This window comes from Streptomyces sp. SPB162 (genome assembly GCF_029504575.1).
Classification (GTDB): Bacteria; Actinomycetota; Actinomycetes; order Streptomycetales; family Streptomycetaceae; genus Actinacidiphila.
The window spans coordinates 1648157-1662532 of record NZ_JAQFII010000001.1 but is presented as its reverse complement, the minus strand read 5'-3'; the positions used below and the strand labels follow the sequence as shown (position 1 = coordinate 1662532).

Here is a 14376-nt window from a genome sequence, read left to right as displayed (position 1 = left end):
AGAGCTGACGGCGTCAGGCGTTGTTCTCCATCGCCGGGCGGAGCCGTCCGAGCAGGGCGTAGAGCGTCGCGCTCTCGTGCTCGTCCAGGGCGTCGAGCGCGCCGTGCGTGGCCTGCATCTCCTCGCGCACGCGCCGGATGGTGTCGCGGCCCTCGTCGGTCGCCACGACGTTCTTGACCCGCCGGTCGGTGGGGTCCGCCTCGCGGCGGACGAGCGAACGCGCCTCCAGCCGGTCCACGATCCCGGTGACGTTCGACGCGTCGCACACCAGCAGCGCCGCGAGGCCGCGCATCGGCAGCGGCCCGTCGAGCTGGGCGAGGACCTTGGCCTGGGTGGAGGTGAGGCCGTGGTGCGCGGCGGCGGCCGCGAAGTCCCGCCACTGCGCGGTGCCGATGGCGGCGAGCAGCTCCAGGAGCTCGAGCTTGGTCGGGACGTTCTGGGTGGCGCTCATACGGGGAGTGTACTCAGAATGCTTGACGACATCAATCATTAACTTGACGTCCTTAACTATTGAGGTCTACCGTCTGTCGAGTTGCTTGACGACATCAAGCATCCAAGTCATGAAGCAATGACGTGACGCCAGGAGAAGGACCCGCCAGCCATGAGCCATGCCAGCACCGCACCCGCAGCCGCGGGGCACCGGAACGAGACGGTCATCGTCTTCGCCCTGAGCCTCGCCGCCATGGTCGTGTCGATGATGCAGACCCTGCCCGTCCCGATCCTGGGCCTGATCCGCAACGACCGACTCGGCACCTCGACCGCCAACGTCAGCTGGGTGACCACCGCCACCCTGCTGTCCGCCGCGGTCTTCACCCCCCTGCTCGGCCGCTTCGGCGACCAGCACGGCAAGAAGCCGACCCTGGTGGCCGTACTCGGCATCATGGTCGCGGGCTCCGTCATCGCCGCCCTGGCGTCCTCCCTGCCGCTGCTGATCGTCGGCCGGGTGCTCCAGGGCGCCGCCACCGCGATCTTCCCGCTGGCGCTGTCGGTGCTGCGCGAAGAGGTCCGCCCGCAGAAGCTCCCCGGGGCGATGGCCCTGGTCAGCGGCACCCTCGCCTTCGGCAGCGGTCTCGCGCTGGTCGCCACCGGCCTGCTCACCTCCGGGCCCGACGCCGACTACCGCAACGCGTTCTGGATGGCGACCGGCTTCGCCGTCCTCGCCCTGCTCGCCGTCGTCTTCCTGGTCCCCGCGACCCGGCACAAGACCGGCGGCCGCACCGACTTCCTCGGCGCGCTCACCCTCGGCATCGCCCTCCTCCTGCTCCTGCTGCCGATCTCGCAGGGCCACGAATGGGGCTGGGCCTCCGGCCGCACGCTGGGCAGCTTCGCCGGCGCCGTCGTCATGGGCGCCGTCTGGGTGCTGACCGAGCTCAAGGTCCGCGAGCCGCTCGTCGACATGCGGATGTTCGTCCACCGTCCGGTGCTGATGGCCAACCTCGCCGGAATCCTCGTCGGCTTCGGCATGTTCGCGAACTTCCTGGGCGTCTCCTACCTCGTCCAGATGCCGAAGGCGGTCACCGGCTACGGCTTCGACGCGTCCATCCTGCGGGCCTCCGTCGAGTTCCTGCTCCCCGGCGCGATCGTCTCGCTGCTCGCCTCGCCGATCGGCGGCCGGCTCGTCCGGCACCGCGGCCCGCGGGTCGTGCTCGGCCTGGCCGCCGTGCTGGGAGCCGCCGGCTTCGCCTGGCTGGGCCTCGACCACGGCCACACCGCCTCGGTGATCGGCGCCGGCCTCATCGTCGGCGCGGCCGTCAGCTTCGGCTACGCGGCCATGCCCGCCGTCATCATGGCGAGCGTCCCGCACCACCAGAGCGGCATCGCCAACGGCATCAACTCGATCTCCCGCTCCACCGGCAGCGCGATCGGCAGCGCCGTCGTCACCACCATCCTGGCGTCCAAGACCATCGAGCACCTGCCCGCCGGAGCACCGGCGCTGCCCGCCGAGTCGGGCTTCACCCTCACCTTCGGTATCGCGGCCATCTCCTTCGCCCTCGTCGGGCTGGTCAGCTGGCTCGGCTTGCGCACGCACCAAGGACACCGGACCGTCGAAGTGACGGCTTCCGCCGCCGACAGCACCCCGTCCCCCCTCAAGGTGGTGGCGCAGCCCGACGCGGCCGACAAGGCCGGCGTCGTCTGATCCCCGCCCGATCCCCCCACGGCGTACAGGAGCCATCACCATGAAGGCCGTCAGTTACCGCAGCTACGGAGGGCCCGAGGCCCTGGAGTACGGCGAGCGCCCCGACCCCAAGGTCGGACCCGACACCGTCCTGATCAAGGTCAGGGCCGCGGCCGTCAACCCCGTCGACTGGAAGGCGCAGGCGGGGTACCTGGACTCGCTGCTCGACGTGGTCTACCCGGTCATCCCCGGCTGGGACGTCTCCGGTGTCGTCGTCAAGACGGGCCCCGACGTGCCCGAGTTCGAGGAGGGCGACGAGGTCATCGGCTACGTCCGTGAGGACTTCCTGTCCCGCGGCACGTTCGCCGAGCTGGTCGGTGCCCCGGTCCGCACGCTGGCCCGCAAGCCGTCCAATCTCAGCTTCGAGCAGGCCGCGGGCCTGCCGCTGGCGGGCCTGACCGCCTACCAGACGCTCCTGCACGAGCTGAACGTCGGCAAGGGCGACACGGTCCTCATCCACGCCGCCGCCGGCGGCGTCGGCTCCATGGCCGTGCAGATCGCCAAGCACCTCGGTGCCCGGGTGATCGGCACCGCGGGGGAGAAGAACCACGACTACCTGCGTGGGCTGGGCGCGGAGCCGGTGACCTACGGGGACGGCCTCGCCGACCGCGTACGGGCGCTGGCCCCCGACGGCGTGGACGCCGTACTGGACCTGGTCGGCGGCGACGCCCTGACCGTCTCCCCGGGCCTGCTCACCGACGCCGAGCGGCTGGTGTCGATCGCGGACCCGGCGGTGCTGGGTCTGGGCGGCCGGTTCCAGTGGGTCCGACCGGACGCCGCGGACCTCGCGGCGCTCAGCGACCTCGCCGAGGCCGGTGTGGTCACGGTGGAGGTCGCGGCCACGTTCCCGCTGGAGCGGGCGGCCGACGCGCAGCGGCTCAGCGCCGAGGGGCACACCCGCGGCAAGATCGTCGTCACCATGTGACGAGTCCGACCACGTGACAAGTCCGACCGCGTGACGAGTCCGACCGCGTGACGAGTCCGACCGGGTGGCGGCGAGACCGTCACCACAGCACGGCCGCGCCGAAGACGGCGAGCGCCACCGTGCACCCCGCCACCGCCGCGGCCGCCCGTGCACTCAGCACGGGCGGCCGCGGCGCGGCCAGGAGGCGGATCCGGTGCTGGGCGACGAGCAGGAAGGCGAGCCAGACCAGCGCGCCGAGCGCCACCCCCACGATCCCCACGCCCGACAGCCCGCGGTGGACCGCCTGCCGGCCCGCCAGCACCGCGGCGACCGCGCACGACAGGGTCGTCCGCCGCCACGCGAGCCGGGTCCTCTCCGGCTGCAGACCGGGATCGCGGTCGCGCATCCCCGCCGGGCCCTCGGACACGGTCTAGCCCGCCCGGCCGAGCAGCACGATCAGCACCATCACCACCGCGATGGCCGCCACGAGCACGGCCAGCAGCGTCGGGAAGCGGGAGAGCGGCAGGTCCTCGTTGCGGCGCATGGCGCGCTCGCAGCGCACCCAGTAGTTGACGGCCCGCACCGCGCACATCGCCCCGCCCGCCAGCAGCGCCAGCGCGAGGACGACCCGGACGGTCCGCGGCAGGTCCGGCAGGAACTGGTCCACCGCGAAGCCGCCGCCGATCAGTGCCAGCGCGGTCCTGATCCAGGCCAGGAACGTGCGCTCGTTGGCGAGCGAGAACCGGTAGTCGGGCGTCACACCCTCCGCCTGCACCCGGGCCGGGGCGAACCACAGCCCGACGGCCGACACCCCGGCCCGCAGCCTGCCCGGCAGCGCCCGTACGAAGACGATCACCCGGTCACTGTACGTCCGGACCCGGACCGAGGGCTTTCCACCCGCCACCCACCCGCCACCGGTTCGGCACATGGTGACGGGGCCGGAGCGGCTCCGGCCCCGTCGGTCGCAGGGTCAGCGGGCGAGCGGCGCGATCACCCAGCGGCGGGTCACGAAGCCCCCCTCCGGGCCGATCTCGATGAGCTTGCGGGCGGCCAGGTAGGCGTGGTTGCCCTCGATCTCGTAGCCGACCTGCGTCGTGCCGGGCACGTCACGGGACTCGATGCGCTCCCTGGACTGCGGGGATCCGCTCTGGCTCCGCGCGCCGGTCATCGCCGCGTTCTTCGGTCCGGCCGCGGCGTGGGCCGCCAGCTCGGCGAGCAGTTGCTGCTGCGCCGTGGCCAGCGCGGTCAGCGGGTCGGCGGTCGACGGCGTCGCCGCCTCGCGGGCCGCACCGCGCGCACCGGGCCGCGGTTCGGAGACCAGCGAGGTGAGCTGCCGGCTGCTGCCCGCCTGCTGACGGGTGGAGATCATGGCCTGGACGACGGTGCCGTCGTTGTCCACCGACACGCGCATCTCGCCCCGGCCGGGGGTGATGACGGGGATGTCGTGGAACAGCTGGCGGAACACCACCATGGTCTCCACGGTGCGGGGTTCGCCGAGCTCCCCGTCCTTGCTGCCGTGGTTCTCCATCAGGTCGTGCACGCTGTCGACGACCAGCTCGGCGCCGTCCGCGTGCTGCTGCGCGAAGGCCTGCGCCGCCGCGATCGCGTGCTCGGTGGAGATCTGCTCGGTGTTGCGGCGGTTGGGCTCCGCGAGCTTGACCCACCGTACGGCCCCGGGCCCGGTGGAGATATGCCGGTCACCGGACGTGGCGCTCAGCACGCCCTGCCGCTCCACCTGGATCTCGGCGAGCGCGGCCTCGGGGAACTGCGCGGCCCGGCCGATGGAGAGCAGCTCGCCGCTCGGCTCGCGCGGGGCGAGCAGGACCAGCTGCGGCTGGCCCGGCAGCGTCATCAGCGGTTCGCGGATGGCGTCGCGGGCGTAGTACCAGCGCCAGGCGTACCAGTTGTCCGCGATGTGGTCGCGGGAGAAGGACCGCTCGGTGTTGAGGCGGTTGACGGCCTCGTCCTGGGTGGTGCCGGCGGCGGCCACGGACGGCGCCTGGTGGGTCGAGATCTCCCAGCTGGCGTTGAGCCAGGCGTCGGTGAAGGTCTGCCCGCCGCGCCAGTACTTCCAGAAGTTCGCGCCGTAGCCGGGGTGGTCGACGCTGGTGGACTCGAAGCCGAAGATCATGCGGAAGCCGACGTTCGGCGTGGCCCACGTGCGGATCGGGCTGTGACCCTCGAGCACGCGCAGGGAGTTGCAGGTGGACCAGAAGACGTAGTTCACCTTCTTGTTGCCCAGCCGCATGTTGGACGACAGGGCGTCACTGCGGTTGTCCCACGTGCCGCCCAGCGGCGCGATGAAGGTGCCGTCGTTGTACATGCCGCCGTGGCCCGAGTGGTAGACGGCGGCCACCGCGTCGAGGCCGTAACGGTCCTGCCAGTCGTCGTACGTCTCCTCGTACGCCCACACCTTGACGCCGTCGTCCGCGAACCAGAAGTTGCGGTCGTAGAACTGCTGCAGGTAGTCCAGCCAGCCGGTCGCGTCCTCGTGGGTGTAGGTGAGGGTGACCTGGTTGACGAAGTGCTCGACGCTGAGCGCGCCCCACCAGCCGAACGTCGAGTCGCGTGGTGCCTCGCCCGGCTTCCCGAGGTCGAGTGGAGACGGACCGCGGTCGGAGTAGATCATGCGCATGGTGGCTCCCCTTTCCCGTGGGCGAGGCCACAACGTGTCACCGCGCGGGGGTGTCCACCAGCACGTTTTTCGGCCAAGACGGCTACGCCACAGGAGACCGCCCACGCCACTCGCGCAGCCTGTGGAACGCGTCGAGGCCGTCCGGGACCCACTGCCATTCGGCCAGCCGCCGCTCCAGCTCACCGTCGGTGAGGAAGGCGTGCCAGGCGACCTCCTCGACCTGTGGGGAGACCGGGAGTTCGCACCGCACCTCGTACACCCGGGACCACCAGGAGTGCCCGTCCCGCTCGTAGAGGAACGTGAACAGCGGACGGGGCCGGGGGAGTCCCGACACCCCCAACTCCTCCTCGGCTTCCCGCAGCGCGGCCTCGTCGTACGTCTCGCCCGCCCCGACCACCCCGCCCACGAACATGTCGTACAGCGAGGGAAAGACCAGCTTCACCGCGGTGCGGCGGTGCACGAACGTCCGCCCCTCGCCGTCCTTCACCAGGACGAACGCGCAGCGGTGCCGCAGCCCGCGGGCGTACGCCACGCCGCGCCGCTCCTGCCCGACGACCACGTCGTTCTCGTCGACGATGTCCAGCAGCTCGTCCGCGGAGCGCGGTTGCGGGCCGGGGGAGGCGGTCGCGGACGGCGGGAGATCGTCGTCGGGGCTCATGGCCCCAGCCTAAAGGGTGGTGTGAAAGTCCCGCCTGGCCCGCGACGCCTGGCCCGCACGCCTGCTGCGTTGTCGGGCTCGTCCAGGTGCGTCCGGTACGAGGACGACCCTCCGCCGTGCGGTCGCCCGCACCGGACGCCGCGGACCCCGCCCTCACGGGCGAACGCCGCTCCTTTCGCACCACCCTTGAGGGCCGGAGACGTGACGTGCCGTCAGATGAGCTTCGGGGCGTCGTCGGTGGCCGGCCGGGCCCCGGCCGGTGCGGCGCCCGCCCGGCGGTCGCGGATCACGACGGTGGCCATCGCGACGATCACACCGGCGAGCGCGTACGCGGCCAGTACCCACAGCGAACCGGCCGTCGCGCTCCCGCCGAAGTACACGGTGTTGCGGACCGCCGTCGTCCCCGCCCCCGGTGGCAGGGACTGTCCGATCGCGCTCCAGAACCGCGGCAGCAGCGACGCCGGATAGACCCCGCCCGCGCTCGGATTGCCCATCACGACGAAGAGCAGGATCGCCAGCCCGATGCCGACGATCCCGAAGAGCGTCTGCAGTGCGGTGGTGACCGCCGCGGCCGCGAAGACCACCAGCGCGCCGATCCACCACAGCGCCATGAAGTGGCCGGTCAGCGCAGAGAAGACCGGATCCACGATGATCGCCCCGCCGAGCCCGGAGACCACCGAGAAGAGCGCGAGGGTGCCGAGCCGGATCGCCGTACGGTGCCGGTTGACCGGCCGGGCGCCACCCGCCACACCCAGGATCGAGGCGGTCAGATAGCCGCCCACCACCCAGCCGATGACCAGGTAGAACGAGCTCAGACCGCGGCCGTCCTCCTTGTTGGGGGCCTTGATGTCGATGACCGCCACCTGCCGGTGCTGCGTCTTCTCGACGCTCTGCGCGATCTGCGTGGAGGTCTGCGCCACCGAGGGGCCGCCCGCGGAGGCCACCAGCAGCGTGTCGGTCTTCCCCGCCGGGTTGATGAGGATCGCGGCGTCCACCGTGCGGTTCATGATCTGCCGCCGCGCCTCGGCCTCGTCGGCCACCGCGACCGCCTTCACCGGCTCGCCGGGCAGCGCGTTGAGCTGCTTGACCACCGTGCCCGACACCTGCGCGGGCGCCACGACGGCGGCCGGGATCCGGTGCGGCGTGGGGGAGTGGAACGCGCCCAGGTACGACACGATGAACGCCAGCTGGACCAGCAGACCCCCGAGGACAAGCAGGAACGCCCGGAAGCTGATCGCGTCCCGCAACTCGGCCGCGAAACCGCCCGACCCGTCGGCGAGCGCCGGAACACCACGCGGATCGCCGGAATCCGACGTCGAGGAGGTTGGTTCGTCCGGCGGCGGAGGGGTCGTCCCAGCAGAGCTCATGCACGCACGTTAGGCGGCCTACGCCCAGCACGCGAACGGGGGGTGCTCCGTACGGGCCCCTTGCCGGTTGGCCACTACACGCGAAATGCTGCGCGCGGCCACCGCTGCCCAGCACCGACCAGGAGTGACCGCCATGCCGGCACCGTTCGACGTCCTGCGTATAGCCAACTGCTCGGGCTTCTACGGCGACCGGCTCTCCGCCGCCCGCGAGATGGTCGAAGGCGGTCCGATCGACGTACTGACCGGCGACTACCTCGCCGAACTGACGATGCTGATCCTGTGGAAGGCACGGCAGCGCGACCCGGACGCCGGCTACGCGGTCTCCTTCCTCGCCCAGATGCACGACGTGCTCGGCACCTGTCTGGAACGCGGCATCAAGATCGTCGTCAACGCGGGCGGTCTCAACCCGGCCGGGCTCGCCGCGAAACTCGGCGAACTGGCCGCACTCGGCGGCCTCCACCCCGTCATCGCCCATCTGGAGGGCGACGACCTCCTCGACCGGCTCCCGGAACTGCGCGAGAAGGGCCATGGCTTCGCGAACCTGTCCACCGGCCGGCTGCTCGCCGACTCCGGGATCGAGCCCGTCACCGCCAACGCCTACCTCGGCGGCTGGGGCATCGCCCGCGCGCTGCGCGCCGGCGCCGACGTGGTCATCTGCGGCCGGGTCACCGACGCCGCGCTCGTCTCCGGGCCGGCCGCCTGGGCCTTCGACTGGGCGCCCGACGACTGGGACCGGCTCGCCGGGGCGGTCGCCGCGGGCCACATCATCGAGTGCGGCGCCCAGGCCACCGGCGGCAACTTCTCCTTCTTCACCGAGATCGAGTACCCCGTGCACCCCGGCTTCCCGATCGCCGAGATGCGCCCCGACGGGTCCTGCGTCATCACCAAGCACGCGGGAACCGGTGGCGCGGTCACCGTCGACACCGTCACGGCGCAGCTGCTGTACGAGATCGAGCGGCCCGAGTACCTGAACGCCGACGTCGTGGCCCGCTTCGACACCCTGCGACTGGAGCAGGAGGGCCCGGACCGCGTCCTGGTCACCGGAACCCGCGGCGAGCCCGCGCCCGACACCCTCAAGGTCTGCCTCAACCACCTCGGCGGCTTCCGCAACAGCGCCACCTTCGTGCTGACCGGCCTCGACATCGAGGCCAAGGCGCGGTTCGCCGAGGCGTCCCTGCTCGACGCGACGGGCGGCGCCGACCGCTTCGACGCGTTCGACCTGCGGATGGAGCGCCCGGCGGCCGACACCGCCCGGCTGACGCTGACCGTCAAGGACCCCGACCGCGACAAGGTCGGCCGCGCGCTGTTCACCGCGGTCGCCGGCACGGCGCTGGCGAGCTACCCCGGCTTCTATCTGGAGCAGGCGTCCCCGCGGCCCACCGAGTACGGGGTCTACTGGCCCGCGCTGGTCGCCGCGGCGGAGGTCACGCCGGAGGTCGTACTGGCCGACGGCACCCGGCTGGACGTGCCGCGCCCGCCGACGGTGGCGCGGGCGTGCAGGGAGCGGCCCGCTCCCGTCTCCGCACCGCGTCCGGTGGAGGGGGGCCCGGCGAAGGCGGGCCCCACCGTCCGGGCGCCGCTCGGCCGGCTGGTGGGCGCCCGCTCCGGCGACAAGGGCGGCGATGCCAACATCGGCCTGTGGGCCCGCAGCGACGAGTCGTACGCCTGGCTCCGCGCCCACCTCGGCGTCGACGAGCTGCGACTGCTGCTCCCGGAGGCCGCGGAGCTGGAGGTCGTCCGCTACGAACTGCCCAACCTGCGCGCCCTCAACTTCGTCCTGCACGGCCTGCTCGGCGAGGGCGTCGCCGCGTCCACCCGCCCCGACCCGCAGGCCAAGAGCCTGGGCGAGTACCTGCGGGCCCGCCCCGTCGACATTCCCATGGATCTTTTGCCTGGTGCGTAGGTTGCTTTGCCCGGCGCTGAGACCTCTTTGCCCAAGTGCTGACGGTGTGCTGCGTACCGTGGAAAGCGGCTCACGGCACGAGGCGCGTGGGCGTTTTGAGGGGGGCACTCCGATGGACCAGTCGATCCTGCACAAAGCGATCTTCCTGCTGCGCGACTGCCACGAATCCGAGCAGCAGGTGGTCGCCCGGCTCAAGGACTACTTCCCCGACCTCGACCTCAGCGTCCGTGAGCGCTACACCAGCGAGGCGATGGACCTGGTCCACGGAGTGCACCCGGCCATCTGAGGCGTGCACCCGGCCATCTGAGCCGCCGGACGGCCGGCGCCCACAGGCTGTCGGCCCCGGTGCGGGATGATCGGCGCATGAGCAACCTCGATGTGAAGCCCACACCGACCGTGTGCGGCGGCCGCGACGACGTCTCGGCCCAGCCCGTCCGCGAGCTCCTCACCGGGCGCACCGTCACCCTCGGCGAGAGCACCGAAGTACGGCGCCTGCTGCCGAACCTGGGCCGCCGGATGGTCGGTGCCTGGGCCTTCGTCGATCATTACGGACCGGACGACATCGCGCGCGAGTCCGGGATGCAGGTGCCGCCGCACCCGCACATGGGGCTGCAGACGGTGAGCTGGCTGCACGACGGCGAGGTGCTGCACCGCGACAGCCTCGGCAGCCTGCAGACCGTACGCCCCCGCGAGCTGGGACTGATGACCTCGGGCCGGGCGATCTCGCACTCCGAGGAATCCCCGCGCGACCACCCGCGGCTCCTGCACGGCGCCCAGCTCTGGGTCGCCCTGCCGGACGCCCACCGCAACACCGCCGCGACCTTCGAGCACCACGCCGACCTGCCGGTCGTCACGGGCGGCGGCCTGCGCGCCACGGTCATCCTGGGCGAACTGGACGGCGCCGTCTCACCCGGCACGGTCCACACCCCCCTGCTGGGCGCCGACCTCGCCCTGGCAGCGGGCACCGACACCCGCCTGCCGCTCGACCCCGACTTCGAGTACGCCGCCCTGACGATGTCCGGCGATACCGAGGTCGACGGCGTACGCCTCGCCCCCGGCTCGATGCTCTACCTCGGCTGCGGCCGCCGCGAACTCGCGCTGCGCGCGGACGTGGACAGCGACCTGATGCTGCTGGGCGGCGAGCCCTTCGAAGAGAAGATCGTCATGTGGTGGAACTTCATCGGGCGGTCGGGTGAGGATATCGCGCAGGCCCGCGCGGACTGGATGAACAGCTCCCGCTTCGGCGAAGTGAAGGGCTACGACGGCGCTCCGCTCGCGGCTCCCGAACTGCCGCCTGTGCCCCTGAAGCCACGGGGACGGGTGCGCTGAACCGCCCGCGCCCGCCGGGCGACGTCGGGACGTCGTCCAGCGGGCGCGATGGTGCGGCCGGGTGTGTCAGGCCGTGGGGCGGGGGACGATCCGTCCCGCGACCTCGCCGAAGCCCACGCGGGTGCCGTTCGGGCCCGGGGCGGTCGCGGTGATGACGACCTCGTCGCCGTCGTCGAGGAACGCGCGCTCGGTGCCGTCCGCCAGCTTCAGCGGCTCCCGGCCGTTCCACGTCAGCTCGATGAGCGCGCCGCGCGTCTCGCGCTCAGGACCGCTGATGGTGCCGGAGGCGAAGAGGTCCCCGGTCCGCAGGGACGCGCCGTTGGCCGTCAGATGGGCGAGCATCTGCGCGTACGTCCAGTACATGGCGGCGAACGGCGGCCGCGAGATGACATGGCCGTTGAGCCGGACCTCGAAGGCGATGTCGAAGCCGGAGGGCTCGGCCGCGGCGTCCCGGTCGTCGAGGTACGGGAGCGGCTCGACGTCCCGCTCCGGCGGGGTGGTGCGGGCCTCGGCGAGCGCGTCCAGCGGGACGATCCAGGGCGAGACCGACGTGGCGAAGGACTTGCCGAGGAACGGGCCCAGCGGCACGTACTCCCACGCCTGGAGGTCGCGGGCGGACCAGTCGTTGACGAGGCAGACGCCGAAGACGTGCTCGGCGGCATCGGCGAGCGCGACCGGGCTGCCCAGCTCGGACGGCGTGCCGACGACGAAGCCCAGCTCCGCCTCGATGTCCAGACGGCGGGACGGGCCGAAGTCCGGGACCGCGTCGGCCGGCGCCTTGCGCTGCCCGGACGGGCGGGTGATCGGGGTGCCGGAGACGACGATCGTGCCGGAACGGCCGTGGTAGCCGATCGGCAGGTGCTTCCAGTTGGGCGTCAGCGGCTCGGAGCCGGGCCGGAAGATGCGGCCGAGGTTCGTCGCGTGGTGCTCCGAGGCGTAGAAGTCGACGTAGTCGGCCACCTCGAACGGCAGGTGGAGGGTGACGTCGGCACGCGGCACCAGGCACGGCTCGACGGTCGCGCGCAGCGAGTCGTCCGTCAGCCACCGGGTGACCGCGGCACGTACCGCGGTCCAGACCGGCCGGCCGGCGGCCAGCAGCGGGTTCAGCGAGGGCGCGTCGAGCGCGCCGAAGCCGGGCTCGCCGAGCCGGCCGAGCGCGCGGGCCGCGGCGCCCGCGTCGAGAACGTGGTCACCGATGGCGACGCCGATCCGGCGCCGCTCCGGCTGTTCGGCGGTGGTGAAGACGCCGTACGGCAGGTTGTGCACACCGAACGGGGAGTCGTCCGGGACGGTGAGCGGGCTGCTGGCGCTCAACTGGCCTCCAGGGAGAGAACGAAACGCTCCGAGACTATCCCGCGTCTCAAGGGCCGGACACGGGGGCCGCGGACGTGCGGAATGGCGACCCTCCGTGTCGGTCCGCGCACCGACCGTGCATCCGGGGGCCGCCGACCGTCTCGAGTTTGGTGGTGCTACACGTGCGTACGTAGAGTTCCGCCTGACTCGGGTGGACTCGGGACGGAACAGACGATCCAGTAAGGCAGCAACGGCATGACAGCGAGTGAACAGACGGAAACCCGGCGCGAGAATACCGCGGGCATCGACCCGGCGCGCCTGGAGCTCTGCCTGAGCGTGCTCGCGGAGCTCGACGAGCTGGACGTCGACCACCCCGACGCCATCGCCGTACGTCGCGCCACCGCGGGCATCTACCGCACCGTGAAGCAGCGCCGCCGCCAGGAGCGCCGAGCCGCGAAGACGGCGAACGACAAGGCCGTCACCGAGGCCACGGCCACCGGCGCGGCCGACCGCATCGACGACGAGACGCTGGGCAACATGCTCACGACGTCCACGACGACGGAGATCGCCGGGATCCTGGAGCGCCCCCGCTCCTGCTACATCTGCAAGACCCGCTACGTCGAGGTCGACGCGTTCTACCACCAGCTCTGCCCGCCCTGCGCGAGGGAGAACCGCGGCCGTCGCGACGCGCGCACGGACCTCACCGGACGCCGCGCCCTGCTCACCGGCGGCCGCGCGAAGATCGGCATGTACATCGCGCTGCGTCTGCTGCGCGACGGTGCGCACACCACCATCACCACCCGCTTCCCGAACGACGCGGTCCGCCGCTTCAAGGCGATGCCCGACAGCGCGGAGTGGCTGCACCGACTGAAGATCGTCGGCATAGACCTGCGCGACCCCGCCCAGGTGATCGCCCTCGCCGACGAGGTCGCCGCCGAGGGCCCGCTCGACATCCTGATCAACAACGCCGCGCAGACCGTCCGCCGCAGCCCCCGCGCCTACGCGGAACTCGTCGCCGCGGAGCTCGCCCCGCTGCCGGCCGGCGAACTGCCCTCCAGGACCGTGCTCGGCCACTTCGGCAGCGGCGCGCAGATCGCCCTGCCCGGCCCGTCCTCGTCCGGTCACGACGTGCTGACGCCCGAGTCGATCACGGCCCTGGCCCTGACCACCGGCTCCGCGACCCCGGCCCGCATCGAGGCCGGCACGGCCATCGACGCGGGCGGCCTCGTACCGGACCTGGACGCCAGCAACACCTGGATCCAGCGCGTCGAGGAGGTCGACCCGCTCGAACTCCTCGAAGTCCAGCTGTGCAACGTCACCGCGCCGTTCGTCCTCGTCAGCCGGCTGCGCCCGGCGATGGCCGCCGCCGCCGCGCGGCGCAAGTACGTCGTCAACGTCTCGGCGATGGAAGGCCAGTTCAGCCGCGGCTACAAGGGCCCGGGCCACCCCCACACCAACATGGCCAAGGCCGCCCTGAACATGCTCACCCGCACCAGCGCCCAGGAGATGCTGGAGACGGACGGCATCCTCATGACCGCCGTGGACACCGGCTGGATCACCGACGAGCGCCCCCACCCCGACAAGATGCGCCTCGCCGAGGAGGGCTTCCACGCCCCCCTCGACCTCGTCGACGGCGCCGCCCGCGTCTACGACCCCATCGTCCGCGGCGAACTCGGCGAAGACCTCTACGGCTGCTTCCTCAAGGACTACGCCCCCGCCGCCTGGTAACCCCCGCCCCATGAGCGGAGCCCCCGGCGAGGCCACAGCCTCGCCGGGGGCTTCTGGTGTGTACGCGGCGGGCCGGAAGGTTGCGGCGGCCTGACCCCACAGCGGGCGGCCGGGAAGTCAGGACATGAAAAAAGACCCCGTCGCCAGGGTCTTTCACAAGTGTCCGAGGGGGGACTTGAACCCCCACGCCCGATAAAGGGCACTAGCACCTCAAGCTAGCGCGTCTGCCATTCCGCCACCCGGACCGGGTGTACCGCAGGCCTCTCGGCTGCGGCGACGAGGTAAACCATAGCAAAGATCCCAGGGGCTCGATCACGCGTGCAGGTGTGACGGGATCATGACGCGGGGTGGGTGGCTCTTGGGCGGTGGGGGTGGGCGGGGGA

Annotated in this window: 13 protein-coding genes and 1 tRNA gene; 6 read left to right on the top strand and 8 right to left on the bottom strand. The window is 72.0% G+C overall.

The window, feature by feature from the left end; translation table 11 throughout:
* Window positions 1–13: 13 nt before the first annotated feature.
* The gene (locus tag M2266_RS07740) at window positions 14–451 is read right to left on the bottom strand and encodes a MarR family transcriptional regulator (RefSeq protein ID WP_277437487.1); all 438 of its coding nucleotides are present in this window, start codon (window positions 449–451) and stop codon (window positions 14–16) included.
* A gap of 150 nt (window positions 452–601) precedes the next feature.
* On the opposite strand from M2266_RS07740, the gene M2266_RS07735 reads away from it, so the two are divergent.
* Window positions 602–2137 (top strand): MFS transporter, encoded by a 1536-nt coding sequence (locus tag M2266_RS07735; RefSeq protein ID WP_277437486.1) that lies wholly within the window; start codon window positions 602–604, stop codon window positions 2135–2137.
* A gap of 40 nt (window positions 2138–2177) precedes the next feature.
* Window positions 2178–3101 carry an NADP-dependent oxidoreductase gene (locus M2266_RS07730; RefSeq protein ID WP_277437485.1) on the top strand — a complete coding sequence of 308 codons (924 nt, stop codon included), beginning with the start codon at window positions 2178–2180 and terminating at the stop codon, window positions 3099–3101.
* Between the two features lie 79 nt (window positions 3102–3180).
* On the opposite strand, the gene M2266_RS07725 is transcribed toward M2266_RS07730, so the two are convergent.
* From M2266_RS07725 to M2266_RS07705, 5 genes are all read right to left on the bottom strand, one after another.
* Window positions 3181–3486 (bottom strand): DUF202 domain-containing protein, encoded by a 306-nt coding sequence (locus tag M2266_RS07725; protein ID WP_277441100.1) that lies wholly within the window; start codon window positions 3484–3486, stop codon window positions 3181–3183.
* A 24-nt stretch (window positions 3487–3510) separates the two neighbouring features.
* Window positions 3511–3936, bottom strand: a complete 426-nt coding sequence (locus M2266_RS07720) for a DUF202 domain-containing protein (protein WP_277437484.1) — start codon at window positions 3934–3936, stop codon at window positions 3511–3513.
* A 114-nt stretch (window positions 3937–4050) separates the two neighbouring features.
* Window positions 4051–5715, bottom strand: coding sequence for a DUF6345 domain-containing protein (locus M2266_RS07715; RefSeq protein ID WP_277437483.1), 1665 nt, complete (start codon window positions 5713–5715; stop codon window positions 4051–4053).
* An 82-nt stretch (window positions 5716–5797) separates the two neighbouring features.
* A complete protein-coding gene (locus M2266_RS07710; protein ID WP_277437482.1) occupies window positions 5798–6373 on the bottom strand; it encodes an NUDIX domain-containing protein in 576 nt (191 codons plus the stop codon).
* A gap of 212 nt (window positions 6374–6585) precedes the next feature.
* Window positions 6586–7740 carry a DUF3533 domain-containing protein gene (locus M2266_RS07705; RefSeq protein WP_277437481.1) on the bottom strand — a complete coding sequence of 385 codons (1155 nt, stop codon included), beginning with the start codon at window positions 7738–7740 and terminating at the stop codon, window positions 6586–6588.
* A gap of 133 nt (window positions 7741–7873) precedes the next feature.
* Here M2266_RS07705 and M2266_RS07700 point away from each other — a divergent pair, with 133 nt between their 5' ends.
* The 3 genes from M2266_RS07700 to M2266_RS07690 all read left to right on the top strand — a co-directional run bounded on the left by M2266_RS07700 (window position 7874) and on the right by M2266_RS07690 (window position 10972).
* Complete coding sequence (locus M2266_RS07700; RefSeq protein ID WP_277437480.1) at window positions 7874–9643, top strand: acyclic terpene utilization AtuA family protein; 1770 nt, start codon at window positions 7874–7876, stop codon at window positions 9641–9643.
* 112 nt (window positions 9644–9755) lie between these two features.
* Window positions 9756–9929, top strand: a complete 174-nt coding sequence (locus tag M2266_RS07695) for a hypothetical protein (RefSeq protein ID WP_277437479.1) — start codon at window positions 9756–9758, stop codon at window positions 9927–9929.
* 77 nt (window positions 9930–10006) lie between these two features.
* On the top strand, window positions 10007–10972 hold the full coding sequence (locus M2266_RS07690; protein WP_277437478.1) for a pirin family protein: 966 nt from the start codon (window positions 10007–10009) through the stop codon (window positions 10970–10972).
* Window positions 10973–11038: 66 nt separating this feature from the next.
* Here M2266_RS07690 and fahA read toward each other — a convergent pair whose 3' ends face one another.
* A complete protein-coding gene (gene fahA, locus M2266_RS07685) occupies window positions 11039–12286 on the bottom strand; it encodes a fumarylacetoacetase (RefSeq protein WP_277437477.1) in 1248 nt (415 codons plus the stop codon).
* A 234-nt stretch (window positions 12287–12520) separates the two neighbouring features.
* Between fahA and M2266_RS07680 the strand changes: the two genes are divergently transcribed.
* Window positions 12521–13993, top strand: a complete 1473-nt coding sequence (locus M2266_RS07680; RefSeq protein WP_277437476.1) for an SDR family NAD(P)-dependent oxidoreductase — start codon at window positions 12521–12523, stop codon at window positions 13991–13993.
* A 160-nt stretch (window positions 13994–14153) separates the two neighbouring features.
* On the opposite strand, the gene M2266_RS07675 is transcribed toward M2266_RS07680, so the two are convergent.
* A tRNA-Leu gene (locus M2266_RS07675) sits at window positions 14154–14238 on the bottom strand.
* Window positions 14239–14376 lie beyond the last annotated feature (138 nt).